A 20,979-nucleotide genomic window follows, 5' to 3' on the forward strand; every position below is an offset into this window, starting at 1 on the left:
ATTGTTGCAACAGGTGCAAGATATTAGTTGACATAGTTATGTCAGCATAGGGCGGGCAGAATGCCCACCCCACAAGAGTTACAGATCTCTTGTGGGGTGGGAGTCCCGCCTGCCCGGTGTTCGCTTTTCTCGTTTTCTCGTTCCCAGGTTTTTCTCGTTCCCAGGTTGAACCTGGGAACGAGGGTTTGGAGGCTCCGCCTGCCGATTGTTGCAACAGGTGCAAGATATTAGTTGACATAGTTATGTCAGCATAGGGCGGGCAGAATGCCCACCCCACAAGAGTTACAGATCTCTTGTGGGGTGGGAGTCCCGCCTGCCCGGTGTTCGCTTTACTTATATTCACCTGCTTACAGCGGATTGCAAGTGAGTGAGGGAAAGCCTTTTGGCGCAAGGCAAGTGTAGCGGCACCCGCGCATGGTGCCCGCACACTGCGAAGGAAGGTGTACCTCATGCGGGTGCAATCCGCTGTAATATCATGTCCTTAGGCATCGGTAGTGCGTTACGAAGACAGCTAATATCATGTCCGTTGAATTGCCCATAATAAAAAAACCTCACCGCGTCGTTGCGTAGGGAACATGATAGATATCTCGGACAAACAGATAACCTTGATCGTGTTCCCTACTCCTAATTATGGGTAATCTTAAGGACATGATATTATATCATGTCCTTAGGCATCGGCATTGCACGCGGGGGGCGGGTTTATCAACACAGTTCGCTTCCGATCAAAGATTGATGGGTTATCCCGCCCCTACAGCACCATTAACCATACAAGTCCGATACGAAGGGACTCGATATAACGCACTCTGCATGCAGAAATTTTGCGTAAGTCTTGTTTACGAAGAAACCCGGTTGCTGGCATCGTCGTGCATAGGTTCTGGGATCAAAACCCGGTTTCTTGGCGTCAGTCCTGAACCTTTTGGATTTGGGTTTCGTTACCTCAACCCAACCTACCGAGATCGAGATAAAAACCATATAATTCATCAAATGTCAACCCGTCTTAGAAGGAATTTTAAGGCGGGTTAACCATAAAATTACAGGGGTGAGAGTGGGTAGGGCGAAAAAAATCCCCAAATCCATATAACTTAAAGGTTTCATCGATCCATATTCGGCAACTACACCTTAGAATAAGGCAGTAAAACTTCGAGCGGATGGGCATTTCAGAGATTTTGAATTGAAATACCCCCGCTCATATAGCGCGACTGGGCCTTTTTGCCAAGACCCGGAAGCGTTGAAGACGCCCCACGCCCGCATTCGGGATGGGGCTTCCACATCGACAAAGCAGATTTCTCTAAGGAGATCGGAAAAAAATGAATAAAGGCGAATTAGTGGATGTTGTAGCCGATAAGGCCAATGTCACCAAGAAACAAGCAGACGCAGTGTTGACAGCCGCCCTAGAGGCGATTGTGGAAGCGGTGTCCTCCGGGGATAAAGTGACCCTGGTGGGCTTTGGCTCGTTTGAGCCACGGGAACGCAAAGCGCGGGAAGGTCGCAATCCTAAAACGGGCGACAAAATGGAAATCCCGGCAACGAAAGTGCCTGCCTTTTCTCCTGGCAAGCTGTTTAAAGAAAAAGTCGCGCCCCCAAAATAGGGGACTTCAAAGGAAGAATCGAAGCTTGAATCGACCAAAGCACGGGGGGAACTTAGCTTGGGCAGCCGCAGTTGCAGGCTGTCCCCCCACCGCTATTGTTGATTTTTCTGCGAGTATCAGCCCGTTGGGACCACCGGAATCAGTGCTGGCGGCGATTGTTGCCCACCTACAAGACACTAGGGCATATCCCGATCCAGACTATTCCGAACTGCGGGCAATTCTCGCTATGGCGCATCATCTACCATCTGACTGGATTTTGCCAGGGAACGGCTCTGCGGAACTGCTGACTTGGGCAGCAAGGGAGTTATCGGAACTCGAAGCCACTTACCTGGTAACGCCAGCCTTTGGCGACTATTTCAGGGCACTCTTGGCGTTTAAGGCCAAGGTGTTAAAGTGGCCTTTGGTTAATGGGTCGTGGGTAATGAGTAATAGGGCAGAAGCTAGCCAATTACCCATTACCAATTCCCGAACGGGTCTACTGCTGAATAACCCCCACAATCCGACGGGTCAGTTATTTTCACGGGAAACGATTCTGCCGTTGTTGGATCAATTCGCGTTGGTGGTGGTGGATGAAGCTTTTATGGACTTTGTACCGCCCCACCAACAGCAAAGCTTGATTCGGTTGGTGCCGGAGTATCCGAATTTGGTAATTCTGCGAAGTCTGACCAAATTCTACAGCCTTCCAGGACTGCGATTGGGTTATGCGATCGCGCATCCAAATCGACTCCGGCAATGGCAGCAGTGGCGCGATCCTTGGCCTGTCAACGTTTTAGCCGCCGCCGCCACCGTTGCTGCCTTACAAGATAAAGCGTTTGAGCAGCTTTCTTGGGATTGGCTGAGTGGGGCTAGACCCCGGTTATTTCAAGGTCTTGCTGAATTACCGGGGTTACATCCCTACAGGAGTGCTGCCAATTTCTTACTTGTACAGTCGGAACAATCTAGCGTTCTGATTCAGGAGAAGTTACTCAAGCAGAGTCGGATTCTGATCCGCGATTGCGTTAGCTTTCCAGAACTAGGCGATCGCTTTTTCCGGGTAGCCGTTCGTTCCCCAGCCGATAACCAACGCCTGATTGAAGGATTGGCACAAATCCTCAATTAAAATAATTGCCAATTTCAGATAACAGACTTGCAGATTTAAATATCAATCTGAAACCAACAAGGGGCGTCATATCATGTTGGGTAGCAACCGTTGTGTAACTGCGAGCTTGCTAATCGCTAATGGCTGCTCTGGAGACAATTAGCAAGCTCGCAATTAGCAAGCTCGCAATTCGCCATTTCTAAAAAACCGGGTTTCTGGACAGGTATAATTCTTCAATCCCAAATCTGAAATCTCAAATCTCCAATCCCTATGGTTGACTACGATCTAGTTGTAATTGGCGGTACTCCTGCGGGGATTTATGCTGCGATCAAAGCAACTTATTTGAAAGCCCGCGTTGCTTTGGTAGCTTTGCCGCTTTTAGGTTCAAGTTGGTCGGAATCTTTTGCTAAATACGGCAAAGCTTTAAACCAAGTTGGGCGGGTAGCCCATCAGATGCGGAGCGCGAAAGCGTTTGGCGTAAATTTGGAATTAGATGAAAAAATTGTCCTGCCAAAAGTGGGGGTGCAATTTACCGAAGCGCTCAAATGGGCTAAAGGTTCAGTCGCTGCTTTAGATGAACAACACTCACCAGCAGTTTTGGCGGCATTGGGCGTTGATGTTATTTTTGGGGCGGGGGAATTTTGTCGCCGCCCTTACTTGGGGTTTGTGGTTAACGAGCAAATCTTGCGCTCGCGTACTTACCTAATCGCCACCGGATCTCGTCCCATGATTCCAGAAATTGACGGGTTGCAAAGTGCTGGCTATCTCACTCCCGATACTATCTGGCAGCAAGCTAATATTAAACTACCCAAAACCTTAAGTATCATCGGCGGCGACCCGCAAGCAATTGAATTAGCTCAGACTTTTACCAGATTTGGTTCTAGCGTTACCCTAGTTGTCAGCAGTCCCCAAATTTTACCTAAAGAAGATGCAGAAGCTAATCTGTTAATTCAAGCGCAATTAGAAGCCGAGGGCGTTCGCGTTCTGACAGATCGCCGAGTGACTCAAGTCAAGTGGATTCAAGATAAAAAGTGGATTCAAGCCGGGGATCAAGCGATTGAAGCCGATGAAATTTTAGTCGCGATTGGTCAGCAGCCCCACGTCGATAATTTAAATTTAGAATCCGTGGGGGTTGAGGTAAACGAACGCGGCATTCGCGTCAACCCAAAATTGCAAACATCTAACTCCCGAATATATGCTTGTGGCGATGTTTTGGGGGGCTATCGGTTCGCCCACGTGGCTACTTATGAAGCCAGAATTGCTTTGAAAAATCTGCTATTTTTCCCTTTTTACAAGGTCGATTATCGCTACATTCCCTGGGCAATCTTTTCCGATCCCGAATTGGCACGGGTGGGTTTAACCGAAGAACAAGCAAGCCGCCGCTATGGGGATGATGTCATGGTTTTGCGCCGGTATTTTAAAGGTGTGGATCAAGCCCAAATGCGCGGGGAAACCACGGGTTTTTGTAAAATTTTAGTGCTGAAAAACGGTGAAATTATCGGTGCCCATTTGGTGGGACCAGAAGCTAGCGAGTTAATTGGCGCCATCGCTCTGGCTATGCAAAAGCGAATTAAAGTGGAGGCGATCGCTCATCTTCCCACTATTTTTCCCACCCTGGGTGACATTAATGCCCAAACTGCTTCCGACTGGAGTCAACAGCTTTTAAACCAAAATCTCTCAAAACAAAACTTCCTAGAAAGCTTTTTCAACATTCGCCGCTCTTGGTCTGCTTGATTTAACTTAGCTTATCATAGCTATAAGCTTTAGTTATCTTTATGGAGACGGTAAGTTGGCTTTTTCCAGTTACCAATTACCTATTAGCGATTCCCCTTCAGCCGCTTTAGCCGTTGTTTTTAGCAATAATTAAATTAACTTAATATTTTGTTAATTTTGGTTCAAAGCCTTGATTGGTAAAGGTTTTGAACTCCCATATCTCATAATAAAATTAATATAAATTAACATTAACGGCTGATAGGACTGATTGATGTTGTAGTTTTGCAAAGATAGCTGTCAATGATCTCGAAAATGAGGTACAAAACCTCATAGCGAACTTATTCGTTTGTCGTTACAGTGCTTTGCAGCACAGGAAAAACCTAATAGCAAGCAAAAGTCGTAAAGATTAGTTGCAGGCTGTTGGGCTTTGACCAAGATAAAGTGAACCCGCCGCATCTGGCCTGGGAAACCGCTACGACGGGGAACTTGTACTAACTCCGTAAGGAGCTATTAACTCATGATACACCATGAAGCTGAACTCCAGAATCCGAAAGGAACTGGGTTATATGTTGATGGCAATTTTCTCCCCTTGGGAAAATGCTTGACAAAACACCCAACTAGGTGGGAAAAATGTTGTCAACAGGTCATCAGTCAGAAAGATGGGCTGAGATTAGCTGAGCGATTAAGAGCGATCGCCTGTGTTAAGGCTCCTATGGATTTACCAGAGGAGTGGGGAGAGTCTGTTTCCAGTTTTTTAGCAAGAAATAACGTAGTTTGTGCCGTAGTAGCGAAATCCAACGGCAGAAATTGGGTTGTTTCCGGGCATGACCGCCGGGGATTTTCCCACCCGACGCGGAGCGATCGCTTTGGCTCGTTCCTCACTTGAACCTTTTCCTTTCCACAGGAAAGCTTGGGTGAGGAAATACCTTCATGGGTTGTTTCATGTGCTTTTGTTATTGGTCAAAAGTGCTGAATTGATAAGTCATGCCAATGACTTAAGACCAATCAGCGATGACTAATAACTAATAACCCTCATCAAGGAGAGAGTTAATGACCATTAGTCCTCCAGAGCGGGAGGCGAAGGTCAGGGTCGTGGTTGATAAAGACCCGGTGCCAACTTCATTTGAAAAATGGGGACAACCGGGACACTTTGACCGCACTCTGGCACGGGGTCCAAAAACAACAACTTGGATTTGGAACCTGCACGCCAACGCTCACGATTTCGATAGCCACACCAGCGACTTAGAAGATGTTTCGCGCAAAATTTTCAGCGCCCACTTCGGTCACCTGGCAGTTATTTTTATCTGGCTTAGCGGCATGTATTTTCATGGCGCTAAGTTCTCCAACTACGAAGCTTGGCTAGCTAATCCCTTGGGAATTAAGCCTAGCGCGCAAGTAGTGTGGCCCATCGTGGGTCAAGAAATCCTTAACGCCGATGTCGGCGGCGGTTTCCACGGGATTCAGATCACTTCCGGTCTGTTCTACTGGTGGCGCGCCAACGGCATCACGAACTCGTTCCAGCTCTATTGCACCGCTATCGGGGCATTAGTGATGGCAGGCTTAATGCTATTCGCGGGTTGGTTCCACTATCACAAACGCGCTCCCAAACTGGAATGGTTCCAGAATGTGGAGTCGATGATGAACCACCACCTGGCAGGATTGCTGGGTTGCGGATGCTTGGGTTATGCCGGACAGCAAATCCACATCTCGATGCCGATCACGGCTTGCTTGGATGCGATCGATGCTGGAAAACCCTTGACGATTGGCGGTAAACTCATCAAGACGGCGGCAGATATTCCTTTGCCCCACGAGTGGATGTTGAATTCCAGCTTGATGACGGATCTTTACCCCAGCTTTGCTAAGGGATTGACGCCGTTCTTCACGTTGAACTGGGGCGCTTATTCCGACTTCCTCACCTTCAAGGGAGGTCTGAACCCAGTTACAGGTAGCTTGTGGCTGTCGGATACGGCACACCACCACCTGGCATTAGCCGTCCTGTTCATCATTGCCGGTCACATGTACCGGACGAACTGGGGCATCGGTCACAGCTTCAAGGAAATCCTGGAAGCTCACAAAGGACCCTTTACTGGCGAAGGTCATAAAGGGATGTACGAAATCTTCACGACTTCTTGGCACTGCCAACTGTCGTGGAACCTGCAATGGATGGGTTCGCTGAGCATCATCGTGGCACACCACATGTATGCGATGCCGCCTTATCCTTATCAAGCGATCGATTACGCGACGCAGCTATCTTTATTCACTCACCACATGTGGATCGGCGGCTTCCTGATTGTAGGCGCTGCTGCCCACGCGGCAATCTTCATGGTGCGGGACTACGACCCAGCGGTTCACCAAAACAACCTGCTGGATCGGGTAATCCGTCACCGGGATGCCATTATTTCTCACCTCAACTGGGTATGTATTTTCCTGGGCTTCCACAGCTTCGGTCTGTACATCCACAACGACACCATGCGTGCCTGGGGTCGTCCTCAAGACATGTTCTCGGATACGGCAATTCAACTACAACCCGTATTCGCTCAGTGGGTACAAAATATCCACACCTTGGCTCCCGGAAATACAGCGCCCCATGCGCTGGCTACGGTTAGCCATGCCTTCGGCGGCGGCGTTGTCGCAGTCGGCGGTAAGGTGGCGATGATGCCGATTGCGTTGGGAACGGCGGACTTTATGGTTCACCACATCCACGCTTTCACCATCCACGTCACAGCACTGATTCTGCTCAAAGGCGTGCTGTTTGCCCGCAGTTCGCGCCTGATTCCAGACAAAGCCAACTTGGGCTTCCGCTTCCCCTGCGATGGTCCGGGACGGGGCGGCACCTGCCAGGTTTCTGGTTGGGACCACGTCTTCCTGGGTCTGTTCTGGATGTATAACTGTCTGTCAGTTGTACTGTTCCACTTCAGCTGGAAGATGCAATCCGATGTGTGGGGAACTGTTGCCAGCGATGGTACCGTATCTCACGTCACGGGCGGTAATTTCGCGGCTGGTGCCATCACAATTAATGGATGGCTGCGGGACTTCCTGTGGGCGCAAGCTTCTCAGGTAATCAACTCCTACGGCTCAGCGCTGTCTGCATACGGCCTGATGTTCCTGGGCGCTCACTTCGTTTGGGCGTTTAGCTTGATGTTCTTGTTCAGCGGTCGCGGCTACTGGCAAGAATTAATCGAGTCCATCGTTTGGGCGCACAACAAGCTGAAAGTGGCTCCGGCAATCCAACCTCGCGCTCTGAGCATCATTCAGGGACGTGCGGTGGGTGTAGCTCACTACCTCTTGGGAGGAATTGCCACAACCTGGGCATTCTTCCTAGCTCGCTCGCTGTCAATTGGCTAATGGCGTTCCCAGGCGACCGCCTGGGGAACAAGAGGTAATGGGTAATGGGTAATGGGTCGTTTTGGATTTTGGATTGAATCCCAATTAGCGGTCTGAAATTTGAAATTACTATTGCCAATTACCAATTACCAATTAGCAATTAGCAATTAGCAAAAACAAACAAGTTGACAAGACTCAAAACAACATTCGAGTATGGCAACAAAATTCCCAAAATTTAGCCAAGATTTGGCCCAAGACCCGACGACTCGTCGGATTTGGTACGGGATTGCCACGGCTCACGATTTTGAAAGCCATGACGGAATGACGGAGGAAAATCTTTACCAAAAGATCTTCGCTTCCCACTTCGGTCACATCGCAATCATTTTCCTGTGGACCTCCGGTAACCTGTTCCACATCGCTTGGCAAGGTAACTTTGAACAGTGGCTCAAAGATCCCCTGAATGTCCGTCCCATTGCTCACGCGATTTGGGACCCCCAATTCGGTCAACCGGCGATTGATGCGTTTACCCAATCAACCGCTGCCTACCCCGTCAATATTACCTACTCTGGTTTGTACCAGTGGTGGTATACCCAAGGGATGCGGACGAATGCCGACCTGTACCAAGGTTCGATATTCCTCCTGATTCTCGCCTCGGTGATGCTGTTTGCGGGTTGGCTGCACTTACAGCCGAAGTTCCGTCCCAGCTTGTCTTGGTTCAAGAATGCTGAGTCTCGTCTGAATCACCACTTGGCTGGTTTGTTCGGCGTTAGCTCTTTGGCTTGGACTGGTCACCTGGTTCACGTTGCTATCCCCGAATCTCGCGGCGTTCACGTGGGTTGGGATAACTTCTTGTCCGTTAAGCCTCACCCCGCTGGCTTGGTACCTTTCTTCACTGGCAATTGGGGCGTATACGCACAAAACCCAGATTCTGTCAACCATGTTTTCGGGACTTCTGAAGGCGCGGGAACAGCAATTCTAACCTTCTTGGGTGGTTTCCATCCCCAATCCCAGTCTTTGTGGCTGACCGATAACGCGCATCACCACTTAGCGATCGCCGTCCTGTTTATCATCGCCGGTCACATGTACCGGACGAACTTCGGGATCGGTCACAGCATCAAAGACATGATGAATGCCAAAACTTTCTTTGGCAAACCAGTTGAAGGGCCGTTCAACATGCCTCACCAAGGCATTTACGACACCTACAACAACTCGCTGCACTTCCAGTTGGGATGGCACCTTGCTTGTCTGGGTGTAATCACCTCTCTGGTGGCACAGCACATGTACTCGATGCCGCCCTACGCTTTCTTGGCGCAGGATTATACCACAATGGCGGCACTTTATACCCACCACCAGTACATTGCTGGATTCATCATGGTGGGAGCATTCGCCCACGGCGCTATTTTCCTAGTACGGGATTACGACCCAGAACAGAATAAAGGCAACGTGTTGGATCGGGTACTGCAACACAAAGAAGCGATCATTTCTCACCTGTCTTGGGTGTCGTTATTCCTGGGCTTCCACACCCTCGGTTTGTACGTACACAACGACGTAGTGGTAGCCTTTGGCACACCTGAAAAGCAAATCCTGATTGAGCCGGTATTTGCCCAGTTCGTTCAGGCTTCCTCTGGTAAAGCGCTGTACGGGATGAATGCTTTGTTATCCAATCCGGATAGCATTGCTGCAACCGCATGGCCCAACCACGGAAACATTTGGTTACCCGGTTGGTTGGATGCGATTAACGCTGGCACTAACTCGCTGTTCTTAACAATTGGCCCTGGCGATTTCCTGGTACACCATGCGATCGCACTAGGCTTGCACACCACCACCCTGATCCTGGTCAAGGGTGCGTTGGATGCGCGCGGCTCGAAGCTGATGCCCGATAAAAAGGACTTCGGCTATGCCTTCCCTTGCGATGGTCCAGGTCGTGGCGGTACTTGCGACATCTCCGCTTGGGACGCTTTCTACCTGTCGGTCTTCTGGATGCTGAACACGATTGCGTGGCTGACATTCTACTGGCACTGGAAGCATCTGTGCGTATGGCAAGGTAACGTGGCTCAATTCAACGAGTCTTCTACCTACCTCATGGGTTGGTTCCGCGACTACCTCTGGTTGAACTCGTCTCAGTTGATCAACGGGTACAACCCCTACGGCACGAACAACCTGTCCATCTGGGCTTGGATCTTCCTGGGAGCGCACTTCGTGTGGGCACTTGGATTCATGTTCCTGATTAGCTGGCGCGGTTACTGGCAAGAGTTGATTGAAACCTTGGTATGGGCACACGAGCGCACTCCTTTGGCGAACCTAGTTCGTTGGAAGGACAAGCCTGTTGCTCTGTCCATCGTTCAAGCTCGTTTGGTGGGTCTAGCTCACTTCGCAGTTGGCTTCGTCTTCACCTTCGGGGCATTCCTAATTGCCTCGACCGCCGGTAAGTTCGGCTAAGGCTTTTGAGATGGGTAATGGGTAATTCTAATTACCCATCTCTTATTCCTAATTAATTATTGAAAAGTTTAAAAGTTTAGACTCTCCTCTCCTGGCCTTACAAGGGGGCCAGGGGTTTTCTTGTGTACGGGATTAGTTGTCGAGTGGGAAGTTAGCGCTCGCCAAAGTTTATCTGCGTCCACAGGCGATTTTTGCTGGAGATAACTTGCCTACCGACAAACAGATTGAGGAAATGCACGAGGCAGCCCATCATAGCTGTTTCCTGGCAAATTCGGTAAAAACAGAGATTATTGTGCAAGCGATCGCATTTTAACAAAGTTGAGATTCCAGAATTGTCAAATATGTGTTGACATTGTACCTACAACATTTGTGTACTGGTAGTTTATCTAAGCGCTAATAGCTTTAAAACTGCGGTTGGCGGAGATAAATATTTGTTGATTTTGAACAGGTAACTGTTATGCCAACACCAGTAACGCACCAGCACACCTAGATGCTTTAGATTTTATGAGACATGGCAGTACAGTCAGCGATCGCAGCCCAACAATCGGAGCTGCACCGGAACGAAGTCAAGTTATCGTTAAATTGTCAAGGTTGTCTGCGTCCAGTGAGCGGGAACGTTGGGCTGCAATTGGGTTCAGGCATTTTTAAGGTTAGTTGATTATGCGAAGCGAGAACGATACCGAACTTTGGGAGCGCTATCTTTGGATTGAAGGGCGACTCTCCGCAAAGGTGCAAAAACGGGGACGAGCATTCCGTCGAGGATTACCTGCACAAATTTCTCGCAACAGCAGGATAGTCTTTGTTAGATATGCCTACGCCGATCTTGAGCTTCCCAAAGATTTTAGTATGATGTTTCAGGTCAACCAAGATGAGTGCGTGCATTCTTACGAGCGTTATGATTGCACACACTTTCGACCTCATCACCTCGCTAGTGTAATCGATGCACCAAGTCGTATTATCGCAGTGACACAGCAGATGGATATACCATTTCCGAACGTACCTGATGGCTGGAAAACAGTGTGTGTTGTTGAATTTTCAAAGGGTGTTCCAGCGATGATTGATAATTTACCTGAGGTGTTCGGCTGGGGAATATCACGACAAGGAGTATGTCTATGTGATTATCAAACATGGTCAGCTCTGGTTGACATGGAACCGTGTTAGTTAGTGAGCAAAGTACGGCACCAGCACACCGTACTTGGTGTCACTGCTTAAAGAGTTTTGAGTTTTGAGTTTTGAGTTAAGGTATTGAATACGGGATTACGAGCAAACTCGTTGCAGCGGGAGTGCCTAAAGATCCCATCGTGCTGGCGTTTCATTCGCCTCAAGTAATGGTAGGGTGCGTTAGTGATAACATAACGCACCAGGACACCGTAATTGGTGTCACTGCGTAATATCATGTCCCCTTGCTTTGGTAGTCATGGTAGGGTGCGTTAGTAAAACCCAGGACACTTTGAATAGTGCGATCGCTTTCACAGTCATCGGTTAGTTTTACGGTATGCGATCGCACTGAACGAAACCCAGCTAAGTAATTTGACTTGGCTGCTGATTGACATGTGGAAAGCTTGAATCAATACTTTAAAATAAAGCTATATTTAAAATAGCAGGTTTTATGGGAACCATAAATGTACCAAGTTAGCTTAAAAGAAGCTGAGACTAGATTAGCAGAGCTAATTGAAACAGCCGCGCGTGGAGAAGAAGTTGCGATCGCGCGCAGTGATGGGACATTGTTCAAAATTGTGCCGCTAAAGGCAGTAGCAGCAATCCCCAAATTTGGCAGCGCTAAGGGTTTAGTGAAAATGTCAGATGATTTTGACGAGCCATTGGCAGACTTTGAGGAATACGCTCCATGAGGATATTGCTCGATACCCATACGTTTTTATGGTTTATCGAGGGTAGTTTAAATCTCAGCGATACAGCCAGGAATTTGCTCGAAAATTTGGGAAATCAGAGATTTTTGAGCATTGCCAGTCTTTGGGAGATATCAATTAAAGTTAGTATCGGCAAGCTGGATCTGGGAATGACTCTCACTGATTTGCTCGCAGAACAGGTTTATGGTAACGCGATTGAGTTGCTTGAAATACGAGCAGAACATTTGGATGAGTTAGCAAAGCTACCTTTTCACCATAAAGATCCGTTCGATCGACTCATAATTTCCCAAAGTTTGGTTGAGAGCATACCTATAGTAACTAGAGACAGCGCCTTTGGGAGTTACCCTGTGCAAGTATTGTGGTAAATTTTGCAACCACCAGTTAAAAGATGCTAGTTTCCATGCTCTCACGAGGTTTTAGATGAAATTCAAGCGCAAAATAACGCTATATCTGGGCGGTGAAGCCAAAAATTACTGACGTTCCCTACAACCAGAAATTATTCCTGGTATTTTTTTACACTTATTAATTACGCAGGATCGGCCTAGAAACCGGGTTTCTGCGTAGATTTTTAGTTTCCAAGGGACGATGTTTCATAGAAACCCGGTTTCTTTTGTCCATTCACGCTGTAAAATACCATACCAGTACTCGCTTGCCCATTTACCTTTAAACAAAATATTTTCAATAAATTCAGCCTCGCGCCGCATCCCCACTCGCTCCAGCAATTTAGCGGCAGCGAGATTATCTACATGGCAGATAGCGCGCACTCGATGCAGGTTCAATTCAGCGAAAAGATAATCTAAAAGCCGCGTTACAGCCTCATTTCCATAACCTTTCCCTTGATATTGACGCGCTAAAGTGAAACCAATTTCCGCTTGCTGGGAATCTTCCGCAAGAATGCAAAACGCACAATCTCCTATTAATTGATGCATCGTTTTGAGTTCGATAGCGATTTGATACCACTCGCCTGGGATTCCTGGCTGAATGTGCTTCATCTCTTCAATGAATTTAGCCGCCTTTTCCTCGGTAAATGGTATATCCCAATACTGAAATTTGGCAATTTCCGGGTCTGAGCGATATGCCACAAAAGGTTGAAGGTCTATATCTTGAAAGGCACGTAAGATTAATCGATCTGTTTGCCAAATCATTGGAGACATTGCATCAGCAGAACATCCTCTAATTTATCTAAATAAGTTACCATTTCATGATATAATTTTATGCTTTTTTACCATAGTTCCGCCTATAGAAATATGGGGTAAAGATCTATGAAAAAAATTGGAACAAAACTTTACAAAGTTTAGTAGAATGACATCATACACAAATAAGTATTTTTGCTCAGTGCCATGATGGATCAATTTCCCTGGCTGACCGCAATCATCCTGCTCCCCCTCGTTGCTTCCATGCTCATCCCCTTCCTGCCGGATAAAGAAGGCAAGCAAGTGCGTTGGTATGCCCTCGGTGTAGGTATCGCCGACTTTTTCTTAATGTGCTATGCCTTTTGGAAGCATTACGATGCCAGCAGCGCTACTTTTCAACTCGCAGAAAAGTATGCCTGGGTGCCTGAGTTAGGTCTGAACTGGGCAGTTTCAGTCGATGGGGTATCTGTTCCCCTCGTACTGCTAGCTGGATTAGTGACGACGCTTTCGATGTTTGCAGCTTGGCAAGTCGATCGCAAACCCCGGCTATTCTATTGCTTGATGCTGGTGCTGTATTCGGCACAAATCGGGGTGTTCGTCGCCCAAGATATCCTGCTGCTGTTTATTGCTTGGGAAGTCGAACTAATTCCCGTTTACTTGCTGGTTTCGATTTGGGGTGGTAAAAATCGTCGCTACGCGGCTACCAAATTCTTGCTCTACACCGCAGCTGCTTCTATATTTATTCTGGTCGCGGGTTTGGCAATGGCGTTTTACGGCGACAACATGACCTTCGATATGGTCGAACTCGGTCTGAAAAATTACCCACTCGGTTTAGAACTGCTACTCTATGCTGGATTGCTAGTTGCGTTTGGCGTCAAACTGGCGATTTTCCCGATGCATACGTGGCTACCTGATGCCCACGGCGAAGCTTCTGCTCCCGTGTCGATGATTCTGGCTGGTGTGTTGCTGAAAATGGGCGGATACGGACTGATTCGCCTGAATATGGAACTGCTTCCCGACGCACATGTTTACTTTGCACCGATTCTGGCAATGCTGGGTGTTATCAACATTATCTACGGTGCGCTGAACTCATTTGCCCAGACGAACATGAAGCGCCGCCTTGCGTTTTCGTCGATTTCCCACATGGGATTTGTGCTGCTGGGAATTGCTTCCTATACAGACTTGGGAATTAGCGGTGCGATGCTGCAAATGATTTCCCACGGTTTAATCGCCGCCGTCTTGTTCTTCCTCGCCGGTGTAACCTACGATCGCACCCATACAATGGCAATGAACGAGATGGGCAATATGGGTCAAGTAATGCCCAAAGTGTTCGCCTTGTTTACAGTAGGTGCGATGGCGTCCCTGGCGCTACCTGGAATGAGCGGTTTTGTCAGCGAACTCGCAGTCTTCCTGGGTGTAACAAATAGCGATATCTACAGTTCCCCATTCCGCATCGTAACGGTATTCCTCGCCGCAGTTGGACTGATACTGACGCCGGTGTATTTGCTCTCGATGCTGCGACAAGTATTTTACAACCCTGGTGCAGCACCCGCTTGCGTTCTGGGTGGTGCAACCAATAGCAAAAATGGCGATGACGAAGCAGTTTGTTTCGGTACGAGTTGCGTCCTACCTGGTAATGCAGTTTATAACGATGCTAAACCTCGCGAACTGTTTATCGCTGCTTGCTTCTTCGTGCTGATTATTGGGATTGGGGTATATCCCAAACTGGCTACCCAGATTTACGACGCGAAGACGGTTGCAGTCAACGCTCAAATGCGTCAATCCTATACCCAAGTCGCGCAAAAGAATTCCCAGTTCTATGCTAAGAAGGTTTTGGCTCCTAGCATTGCCGAGTCTAAAGTAGCGCCTGTTCTGGGAATTATCGAGTAATCGGATCGAACTATATTTGAGTTGGAAATTAGGCGATCGCTTGATTATAGAGCGATCGCTTTTTTCTATTCAAATATCACATCTACGACTTGCAAAATTCCCTTGCGATATCATGTCAGGTCGATTACCCACGATAGGCAGTCGGGACACGGCACGATTAAAGTTATCTGTTTGTCCGAGATATCTCTGATGCCGTGTGCCTACGCAACGACGGGGTAAGGTTTTTTTTATTATGGGCAATTGAACTAGCGATCGCTTTTTTTAACATAAAGGCGGGACGGGTTTCTCTAAAATATTTCTCTGAGGCAGAGATCGTTTGTAAAACCCGCCCCTACATCCAAAACATCACCCTATGGAAAATCTTGTTGCCGTTGCTAACCAATTCACTCAATCTAGGAAGCTGATAGACATTCAAGCTTTTGGAAATGGCAATATCAATGACACCTTCTTAGTGACAGTGGATTCTACCGGAGAACGGCACTTTATCCTACAACGCATCAACACGCAAGTATTCCGTCACCCCGAACTGGTGATACAGAATATGCGTACCTTCACCGAACACGTTCAAAACCGCCTGCTGAAGGCACCCCTCGATCGTCGTTGGGAAGTACCCCGCGTATTGTTAACTAAAGATGGTCAAGATTATTGTACAGATGGGGACGGTTCTTTCTGGCGGGCGATTAGTTTTATTGAAGGTTCCCAATCTTTCGATACGATGCAGGATACACAACAAGCTAGAGAAGTTGGCTATGCACTGGGGATGTTTCATAATCTAATCAGCGACTTACCTCCGGAAAAACTTGCCGATACTCTCGAAGGGTTTCACATTACACCGCGTTACCTTCAGTACTACGAGGAAGTTTTGGCGAAAACTAGCGCTAGGGTATCCCCGGAAGTGAATTATTGCTTGCAGTTTGTGAGCGATCGCACTCCTTTAGCCCATATCCTAGAAAATGCCAAAACCCAAGGCAAGCTGCCATTACGCTTGATGCACGGCGATCCAAAAATCAATAACGTTATGTTTGATACTGCTACGAGGAAAGCCGTCAGCGTGGTAGACCTCGACACCGTTAAACCCGGTTTGGTACATTACGACATCGGCGACTGTTTGCGCTCCGGTTGCAACCCCGCCGGAGAAGAAACAGCAGATTGGGAGATCGTTTATTTTGATACTGACCTATCTCAGGGAATTTTACAGGGTTACCTCTCGGTTGCCAAAGCATTTCTCACCGAGAATGACTATGCTTACATGTACGACGCAATTCGTTTGATTGCATTTGAATTAGGACTGAGATTCTTTGCCGATCATTTAGCAGGAAATGTTTACTTTAAAGTGAAGCATCCAGAACACAATCTGGCGAGGGCGCTTGTACAATTTAAACTTACCGAAAGCATTGAATCCCAGGAAACAACGATTCGTAGTATTATCGAGGATATGAAATAAGTTGACCTTCCAGAAATCGGGTTTTTTAGACAACACCTTCGCGATTTTGGTCAAACGCCCTCACCCTGAAGGGTGGGGCTACACAAACAAAGCCTGCCTACGCAGGCTAAAATCAAATGCAGGCTGGGTCGGCAGCCTTTGTTTGTATAGCGATACCCTTTAGGGTGTCGGATTTTGACGTTCGCGCAGCGTGCCGTAGGCATAGGTATTGTCTAAAAAACCCGGTTTCTAAAACCAAAAACTATGATGTTTTCTTTGCAACCCTTTCCTTCTAACAAACCGCTGCCGAATTTAAGCATTGCAGGCGATATTGCTCGAAATAGTAATAAAATTGTCATCCGTTATGAGGTTACAGGTGATTTAAAAGAAATTGCGAGAGCTTCGCCTGCCGTGAGGCGTATCGCTCCCCCTGCCAATAGACCTCTCCAAAAAACAAACTCTATGACAGGCGAGACGCCTATCCCACAAGAGTTAGTGGAGCAGTCTAATACACCCGCACGCCAGCACCAATTGTGGGAAGAAACCTGTTTTGAGTTCTTCCTTGGTATTAAGAATTCCCCACAATATTGGGAATTCAACCTTTCCCCTGCCGCACAGTGGAATGTCTATCGTTTTGATGGATATCGTCAAGGAATGCAAGAGGAATTAGCTTTTAGTACACTACCATTTAGGGTTGATAATCAAGCAGACAGTTTGACGCTTTGTATAGATGTTGATTTGGATAAAATTGTGGCAGAAGAACAATTACTGGATGTGGCAATTACTACAGTAATTAAACATAAAAATGGTGAGATTACTTACTGGGCGTTGACGCATCGAGGAACTGAGGCAGACTTTCATTTGCGGGAAAGTTTTATCATTGAGTTGTGACGTGCGATCGCATTGCCTAATTTCCTTAGTTAATCTACTAGCTCATCTAAAGAAAGCTTCAACAAGTCACACAAAACTTTCGTTTGTTGTAGATAAAGCTTTGGAACATATCTGCCAGCTTCCCAATTTTTCACAGTAGTTACACCTAGTAAAACCTAATTTATCGGCGACTTGCTGCTGCGTCAAAGAAAGTGATTGGCGTCGTTGTTTAAGCTTTTCTCCCACACTGCTCATTAACTGTCTGATTCCCCCATTAGTATAATTAAGTTGACTTAACCATAATATTACAGCCAAAGCGCGGCGCGATATGCCTCCGGTACGCTGGCGCGAACGCATCGCCCCATAGCCCACACCTCACAGCTTGACGCTCGTTACCCTTTACCGCTATCCTCACAGCTGAGGGTTGCTTTGGTTGAACGCAAGCAACTAATGTCGCCCAAAAATTTAGTTTTGCTACCCAAAGCTGTTACCAGCAGCGATGGATAGCTGACCACCCAAACTGTTTGCGGCAGTCGGGAGGCTAAATGAGGATTTTAACATTCTCAAGAGCCACCCTGCTTTAACCTGCGTGCGGGGTGGCTAAATTTTTGGGTTTTGATCGAAACCCAAAAATAAGGAGAAAATATCAATGTTTGGACTATTTGGTAGCGATCGCAACGATGACGAGGAGGAAGAAAATACAGAAGCGGAAAACAGACACGCTGTTACCTCTCCTGAAAATTGCGACAAAATGGCTAAAAAGTATGGCTGGGAACTAGATCGAGTCGAGAAAACAGGGCGCGTTCCGCTTGGCTATGACTGCGTTTTCAAAGGTAAGCAAACCAGTTTTTGGGATATGTGGCAGGATCATCAAGATGCTGAGGAATAATATGGAAGACCAAGAAATATATGACGCACTTGCCAACAAATCAACTCTGGTCATTTATATGATTCAGTCAGGCGAAAAGTGGGTGGAAATTAACAGCGATGAATTGGCAATTGGAAATCAAATGGTGAGGAACCTGCGGGTATCTTATGACCATCGCCCAATCCACAAGCGCCAAATCAAAATAGGAGAGCGCCTCACCTATCATGTCAGACAAGAAGGTAGCCCTTGGAATACTTATAAAGTTGTTCCTTCTGAATGGGCGATCGCCAGGGTTACTCATTACGAACCTTGCGACTTAGAGGAATTACCAGAGTTTCGAGGAATTACAATCGCCTATTGCGTTCGCCAACCTCTATCCCCAGAAGAAATTGATGCAATGTCCTACGAAATCGTTTCTAAAGTATCGGTTGACTCGTTTGGAGGTGATGAGGAAGCTTATCAAAAGTTTCTCACCAGCGAGCAATCGAAAGGGTATGTACGGGGTTAGTCTGTGATGTTGAAGCGATCGCACTGCTGAGATATTCTCCCAAGTGCGATCGCGCAGCGTGTGCGTAGCACGTATCGCTGATGCTAGAAACCCGGTTTCTCGCTCGAAACCGGGTTTCTGAGTGTCTGGAAAAAAGCGAACGCACTCCAAAATTGTAGACAAACAAAGATGCGATCGCATTTCACAAATACAATAGCGCTCGCTACCTTTTCAGCATGAAAAATATTGACTAGGAAAAGAAGTTCAGCCTTTTAATGCTTTGATTAGCCTAGTTTCAAATACCAGGTGTCACCAAAAACTTCTGCACAATATGACCAAGACCAGAAGTTATCGTTTCCAATTCCCGATTCGTCCTGACCTTGCTGTGTATTGACAGAACCACGACTTGTAGTATTGAGACTACCAGAGTAATTAAATCTCTGGTAATCATTGAAACCACTATCTAGAGCTTTTCCGTAAGGATCGTCCACAATAATTCCACCACGATTCCAATCAATATCAATCACCTTTACAATATGCCCTGGATTAGTTGTGTAGACACCAGCCATAATGGTTTTGCCTTCGTTCAGTGCGGATTCCCAGTTGTTTTTGGCGAAGTTTTTAAAGAAGGCCAGATCCGTTGATGAAAACCCAGGCATATACTGCTTTCCAGAGGAACCAACACCAAAGTTTGTTGCCAACTTAGAAAGGTTATCCCACCAGTAACGGGCATTACCTCCGTAGTTAGGGTATGTTGATGGATTGGCTTGAAGAATGTTGTCAAGCACATCTTCAAACTGGCGATTTGGTTGGGGATTCTTGACACCAAGATAAGTTAGACAGCTGGCAAGTGTAGTCACATTGCACATATAATCAGCAACAGCTCTGTATTCATTATCCCGCTGGTTAAAGTAAGGAACCTTGTACTGTAGGGTGTCATACCACCGACTACGATCCGATTGAGGTAGTTGAACAACAAGCTGCCTGTATTCTCGAATTTCGTCGATTGTCAGAGATGATGGTTTATTGGCTAACTGACTGAGTCTTCCATCTGGTCCTTGTGAGAAGTTAATAATAAATTTTTCCCAAGGCCCAATTGCATTGCGATTAGCATTAACATTTGCGCCACCACCTCCTTCAGCAACCACATATTGTCCATTCTTAGCGCGAAGTGCCAAGGAGTCTCCACTACGAATTTGTCCACTGCCGTTGACTTTTATTACTTGAAATTCTTCCCAAGGACCAGCAGCTCTCCGATTGGCATTCACAACTCCTCCACCACTGCCTTCTGCAACCACATAGCTTCCATTTTGACTGCGAATATTGACAACATCACCGTTATTCAAGGAGCCACCATTCAAATCAATAAGTGTGAAATTTTCCCAGGGACCAGCAACGTCACGGTTAGCATTGACTGTAGATCCGCCACCGCCTTCAGCAACGACGTACTTGTTTTTTTCAAAAGTTTTAAAAGTTACTTGAGGAATGGTAGTTGACTGCTCTATCCAAAAGACTTGCCCATTTAACTTGAGAACTGCTGAATCATCCTCAGCTTTTAACCCTAGAAGTTCATCCGCACTTATCGTTTGACCTTGAACGAGTCTGGCAAAAATATCTCCCTCATCTCCCGCTGCATCCGAGGTATTTATCTTTGAGTCGATGTAATGCCCAATCTCTTCCAACACCACACTCGTAATTGCCCCTGGATTACCTGCATTTTGGGCAATGAATTCCTCGGATAAATAAACCGTATTCGTCAAACTAGCGAAAGCACCATTCGCCCCATTTATCGCCGCAGATGGCAGAATCTCAATCCCTGGCAGCGCGCTAAAATTACCCCCACCAAACTCTTGAACTAACTTACTAGCAACCTCGCCATTCCAATTATTGCCAAAAGCCAGATTCATCTTGTTGATAAAATCTGCATCGGTCGCCAATCCCTTGAGATAACCGTAAGCGGATTGCAGCGCTAACTCTACAATTGGGTTAGCTAATTCATTCGATAAAACCTGCCCCGTTAGGGAATCTACAGATGATTTTTCAGCTACATCACCGCTGTTGTTATTGCCTAAATTTAAACTGACAGCGCTTGCAGATACCAACGATAAATTCGGTGGCAACAGATTGCTATAACCGCTAAAATCACCGCCGAATGTTAAATTTTTGATTTCAATTTCTGGTTGACTAAATGCATTGTGCGGGGGGGTAGTATATCACTGGTTGGTTCTAAATTAAAGCCTGAATTCGCAAAACCAGACTTGAATGCGTCCAAACTGTTACTTTGTGCGGGCAGCAGT

General features: G+C 47.0%; 22 protein-coding genes. 18 read left to right on the top strand and 4 right to left on the bottom strand.

All coding sequences use genetic code 11. The features are described from left to right. Positions 1 to 238, bottom strand: a 238-nt coding sequence (locus MiSe_RS28250) for a hypothetical protein (protein ID WP_226586757.1), incomplete at its 3' end; no start/stop codon positions are given. Between the two features lie 26 nt (positions 239 to 264). On the opposite strand from MiSe_RS28250, the gene MiSe_RS28255 reads away from it, so the two are divergent. The 12 genes from MiSe_RS28255 (at position 265) to MiSe_RS28310 (ending at position 12,376) form a co-directional block, all read left to right on the top strand. After that, positions 265 to 402 (top strand): hypothetical protein, encoded by a 138-nt coding sequence (locus tag MiSe_RS28255; RefSeq protein WP_226586758.1) that lies wholly within the window; start codon positions 265 to 267, stop codon positions 400 to 402. Between the two features lie 905 nt (positions 403 to 1,307). After that, a complete protein-coding gene (gene hbs, locus MiSe_RS28260) occupies positions 1,308 to 1,589 on the top strand; it encodes a non-specific DNA-binding protein Hbs (protein ID WP_226586760.1) in 282 nt (93 codons plus the stop codon). A 25-nt stretch (positions 1,590 to 1,614) separates the two neighbouring features. Beyond that, positions 1,615 to 2,688, top strand: a complete 1,074-nt coding sequence (gene cobD, locus MiSe_RS28265) for a threonine-phosphate decarboxylase CobD (RefSeq protein ID WP_226586761.1) — start codon at positions 1,615 to 1,617, stop codon at positions 2,686 to 2,688. 249 nt (positions 2,689 to 2,937) lie between these two features. Next, complete coding sequence (locus MiSe_RS28270; RefSeq protein WP_226586763.1) at positions 2,938 to 4,401, top strand: dihydrolipoyl dehydrogenase family protein; 1,464 nt, start codon at positions 2,938 to 2,940, stop codon at positions 4,399 to 4,401. A 496-nt stretch (positions 4,402 to 4,897) separates the two neighbouring features. After that, complete coding sequence (locus MiSe_RS28275; protein WP_226586765.1) at positions 4,898 to 5,266, top strand: hypothetical protein; 369 nt, start codon at positions 4,898 to 4,900, stop codon at positions 5,264 to 5,266. 164 nt (positions 5,267 to 5,430) lie between these two features. Further along, entirely contained in the window at positions 5,431 to 7,725 is a 2,295-nt protein-coding gene (gene psaA / locus MiSe_RS28280; RefSeq protein ID WP_226586767.1) for a photosystem I core protein PsaA, read from the top strand. Between the two features lie 192 nt (positions 7,726 to 7,917). Next, positions 7,918 to 10,143 (top strand): photosystem I core protein PsaB, encoded by a 2,226-nt coding sequence (gene psaB / locus MiSe_RS28285; protein WP_226586769.1) that lies wholly within the window; start codon positions 7,918 to 7,920, stop codon positions 10,141 to 10,143. 136 nt (positions 10,144 to 10,279) lie between these two features. Continuing rightward, positions 10,280 to 10,456, top strand: a complete 177-nt coding sequence (locus MiSe_RS28290; protein WP_226586770.1) for a hypothetical protein — start codon at positions 10,280 to 10,282, stop codon at positions 10,454 to 10,456. A 347-nt stretch (positions 10,457 to 10,803) separates the two neighbouring features. Beyond that, on the top strand, positions 10,804 to 11,304 hold the full coding sequence (locus tag MiSe_RS28295) for a hypothetical protein (RefSeq protein WP_226586771.1): 501 nt from the start codon (positions 10,804 to 10,806) through the stop codon (positions 11,302 to 11,304). Between the two features lie 95 nt (positions 11,305 to 11,399). Next, positions 11,400 to 11,534 carry a hypothetical protein gene (locus MiSe_RS28300; protein WP_226586819.1) on the top strand — a complete coding sequence of 45 codons (135 nt, stop codon included), beginning with the start codon at positions 11,400 to 11,402 and terminating at the stop codon, positions 11,532 to 11,534. A gap of 231 nt (positions 11,535 to 11,765) precedes the next feature. Then, positions 11,766 to 11,993, top strand: a complete 228-nt coding sequence (locus MiSe_RS28305; RefSeq protein ID WP_226586772.1) for a type II toxin-antitoxin system Phd/YefM family antitoxin — start codon at positions 11,766 to 11,768, stop codon at positions 11,991 to 11,993. Continuing rightward, a complete protein-coding gene (locus MiSe_RS28310; RefSeq protein WP_226586773.1) occupies positions 11,990 to 12,376 on the top strand; it encodes a type II toxin-antitoxin system VapC family toxin in 387 nt (128 codons plus the stop codon). Before MiSe_RS28305 ends, MiSe_RS28310 begins: the two co-directional genes overlap by 4 nt. Positions 12,377 to 12,601: 225 nt before the next feature. On the opposite strand, the gene MiSe_RS28315 is transcribed toward MiSe_RS28310, so the two are convergent. Then, positions 12,602 to 13,165, bottom strand: coding sequence for a GNAT family N-acetyltransferase (locus tag MiSe_RS28315; RefSeq protein WP_226586774.1), 564 nt, complete (start codon positions 13,163 to 13,165; stop codon positions 12,602 to 12,604). Between the two features lie 186 nt (positions 13,166 to 13,351). Between MiSe_RS28315 and MiSe_RS28320 the strand changes: the two genes are divergently transcribed. The 4 genes from MiSe_RS28320 (at position 13,352) to MiSe_RS28335 (ending at position 17,348) form a co-directional block, all read left to right on the top strand. Then, positions 13,352 to 15,034, top strand: coding sequence for an NAD(P)H-quinone oxidoreductase subunit 4 (locus MiSe_RS28320; protein ID WP_307731552.1), 1,683 nt, complete (start codon positions 13,352 to 13,354; stop codon positions 15,032 to 15,034). Positions 15,035 to 15,055: 21 nt separating this feature from the next. Then, a complete protein-coding gene (locus MiSe_RS28325) occupies positions 15,056 to 15,253 on the top strand; it encodes a hypothetical protein (RefSeq protein ID WP_226586776.1) in 198 nt (65 codons plus the stop codon). 133 nt (positions 15,254 to 15,386) lie between these two features. Then, complete coding sequence (locus tag MiSe_RS28330) at positions 15,387 to 16,478, top strand: phosphotransferase enzyme family protein (RefSeq protein ID WP_226586778.1); 1,092 nt, start codon at positions 15,387 to 15,389, stop codon at positions 16,476 to 16,478. Positions 16,479 to 16,721: 243 nt separating this feature from the next. Next, a complete protein-coding gene (locus MiSe_RS28335) occupies positions 16,722 to 17,348 on the top strand; it encodes a DOMON-like domain-containing protein (protein ID WP_226586779.1) in 627 nt (208 codons plus the stop codon). Between the two features lie 66 nt (positions 17,349 to 17,414). On the opposite strand, the gene MiSe_RS52210 is transcribed toward MiSe_RS28335, so the two are convergent. Next, positions 17,415 to 17,684 (bottom strand): helix-turn-helix domain-containing protein, encoded by a 270-nt coding sequence (locus tag MiSe_RS52210; protein ID WP_307731553.1) that lies wholly within the window; start codon positions 17,682 to 17,684, stop codon positions 17,415 to 17,417. 292 nt (positions 17,685 to 17,976) lie between these two features. On the opposite strand from MiSe_RS52210, the gene MiSe_RS28345 reads away from it, so the two are divergent. Further along, entirely contained in the window at positions 17,977 to 18,216 is a 240-nt protein-coding gene (locus MiSe_RS28345) for a hypothetical protein (protein ID WP_226586781.1), read from the top strand. Continuing rightward, entirely contained in the window at positions 18,203 to 18,703 is a 501-nt protein-coding gene (locus MiSe_RS28350) for a hypothetical protein (protein WP_226586783.1), read from the top strand. The genes MiSe_RS28345 and MiSe_RS28350 overlap by 14 nt, the downstream gene beginning before the upstream one ends. Before the next feature lie 263 nt (positions 18,704 to 18,966). Here the strand turns inward: MiSe_RS28350 and MiSe_RS28355 are convergent, their stop codons facing one another. Further along, entirely contained in the window at positions 18,967 to 20,784 is a 1,818-nt protein-coding gene (locus tag MiSe_RS28355) for a C39 family peptidase (RefSeq protein WP_226586784.1), read from the bottom strand. Positions 20,785 to 20,979: the final 195 nt, after the last annotated feature.

The sequence above is a fragment of the Microseira wollei NIES-4236 genome, assembly GCF_020521235.1.
GTDB classification, from domain to species: domain Bacteria; phylum Cyanobacteriota; class Cyanobacteriia; order Cyanobacteriales; family Aerosakkonemataceae; genus Microseira; species Microseira wollei.

Excerpts from the sequence above, each read along its gene's own strand:
- MiSe_RS28255 (WP_226586758.1), top strand. The coding sequence starts at position 265 with ATGCCCACCCCACAAGAGTTACAGATCTCTTGTGGGGTGGGAGTCCCG.
- hbs (WP_226586760.1), top strand. The coding sequence starts at position 1,308 with ATGAATAAAGGCGAATTAGTGGATGTTGTAGCCGATAAGGCCAATGTC.
- MiSe_RS28270 (WP_226586763.1), top strand. The coding sequence starts at position 2,938 with ATGGTTGACTACGATCTAGTTGTAATTGGCGGTACTCCTGCGGGGATT.
- MiSe_RS28275 (WP_226586765.1), top strand. The coding sequence starts at position 4,898 with ATGATACACCATGAAGCTGAACTCCAGAATCCGAAAGGAACTGGGTTA.
- psaA (WP_226586767.1), top strand. The coding sequence starts at position 5,431 with ATGACCATTAGTCCTCCAGAGCGGGAGGCGAAGGTCAGGGTCGTGGTT.
- psaB (WP_226586769.1), top strand. The coding sequence starts at position 7,918 with ATGGCAACAAAATTCCCAAAATTTAGCCAAGATTTGGCCCAAGACCCG.
- MiSe_RS28295 (WP_226586771.1), top strand. The coding sequence starts at position 10,804 with ATGCGAAGCGAGAACGATACCGAACTTTGGGAGCGCTATCTTTGGATT.
- MiSe_RS28305 (WP_226586772.1), top strand. The coding sequence starts at position 11,766 with ATGTACCAAGTTAGCTTAAAAGAAGCTGAGACTAGATTAGCAGAGCTA.
- MiSe_RS28310 (WP_226586773.1), top strand. The coding sequence starts at position 11,990 with ATGAGGATATTGCTCGATACCCATACGTTTTTATGGTTTATCGAGGGT.
- MiSe_RS28315 (WP_226586774.1), bottom strand. The coding sequence starts at position 13,165 with ATGTCTCCAATGATTTGGCAAACAGATCGATTAATCTTACGTGCCTTT.
- MiSe_RS28320 (WP_307731552.1), top strand. The coding sequence starts at position 13,352 with ATGATGGATCAATTTCCCTGGCTGACCGCAATCATCCTGCTCCCCCTC.
- MiSe_RS28330 (WP_226586778.1), top strand. The coding sequence starts at position 15,387 with ATGGAAAATCTTGTTGCCGTTGCTAACCAATTCACTCAATCTAGGAAG.
- MiSe_RS28335 (WP_226586779.1), top strand. The coding sequence starts at position 16,722 with ATGATGTTTTCTTTGCAACCCTTTCCTTCTAACAAACCGCTGCCGAAT.
- MiSe_RS52210 (WP_307731553.1), bottom strand. The coding sequence starts at position 17,684 with ATGCGTTCGCGCCAGCGTACCGGAGGCATATCGCGCCGCGCTTTGGCT.
- MiSe_RS28345 (WP_226586781.1), top strand. The coding sequence starts at position 17,977 with ATGTTTGGACTATTTGGTAGCGATCGCAACGATGACGAGGAGGAAGAA.
- MiSe_RS28350 (WP_226586783.1), top strand. The coding sequence starts at position 18,203 with ATGCTGAGGAATAATATGGAAGACCAAGAAATATATGACGCACTTGCC.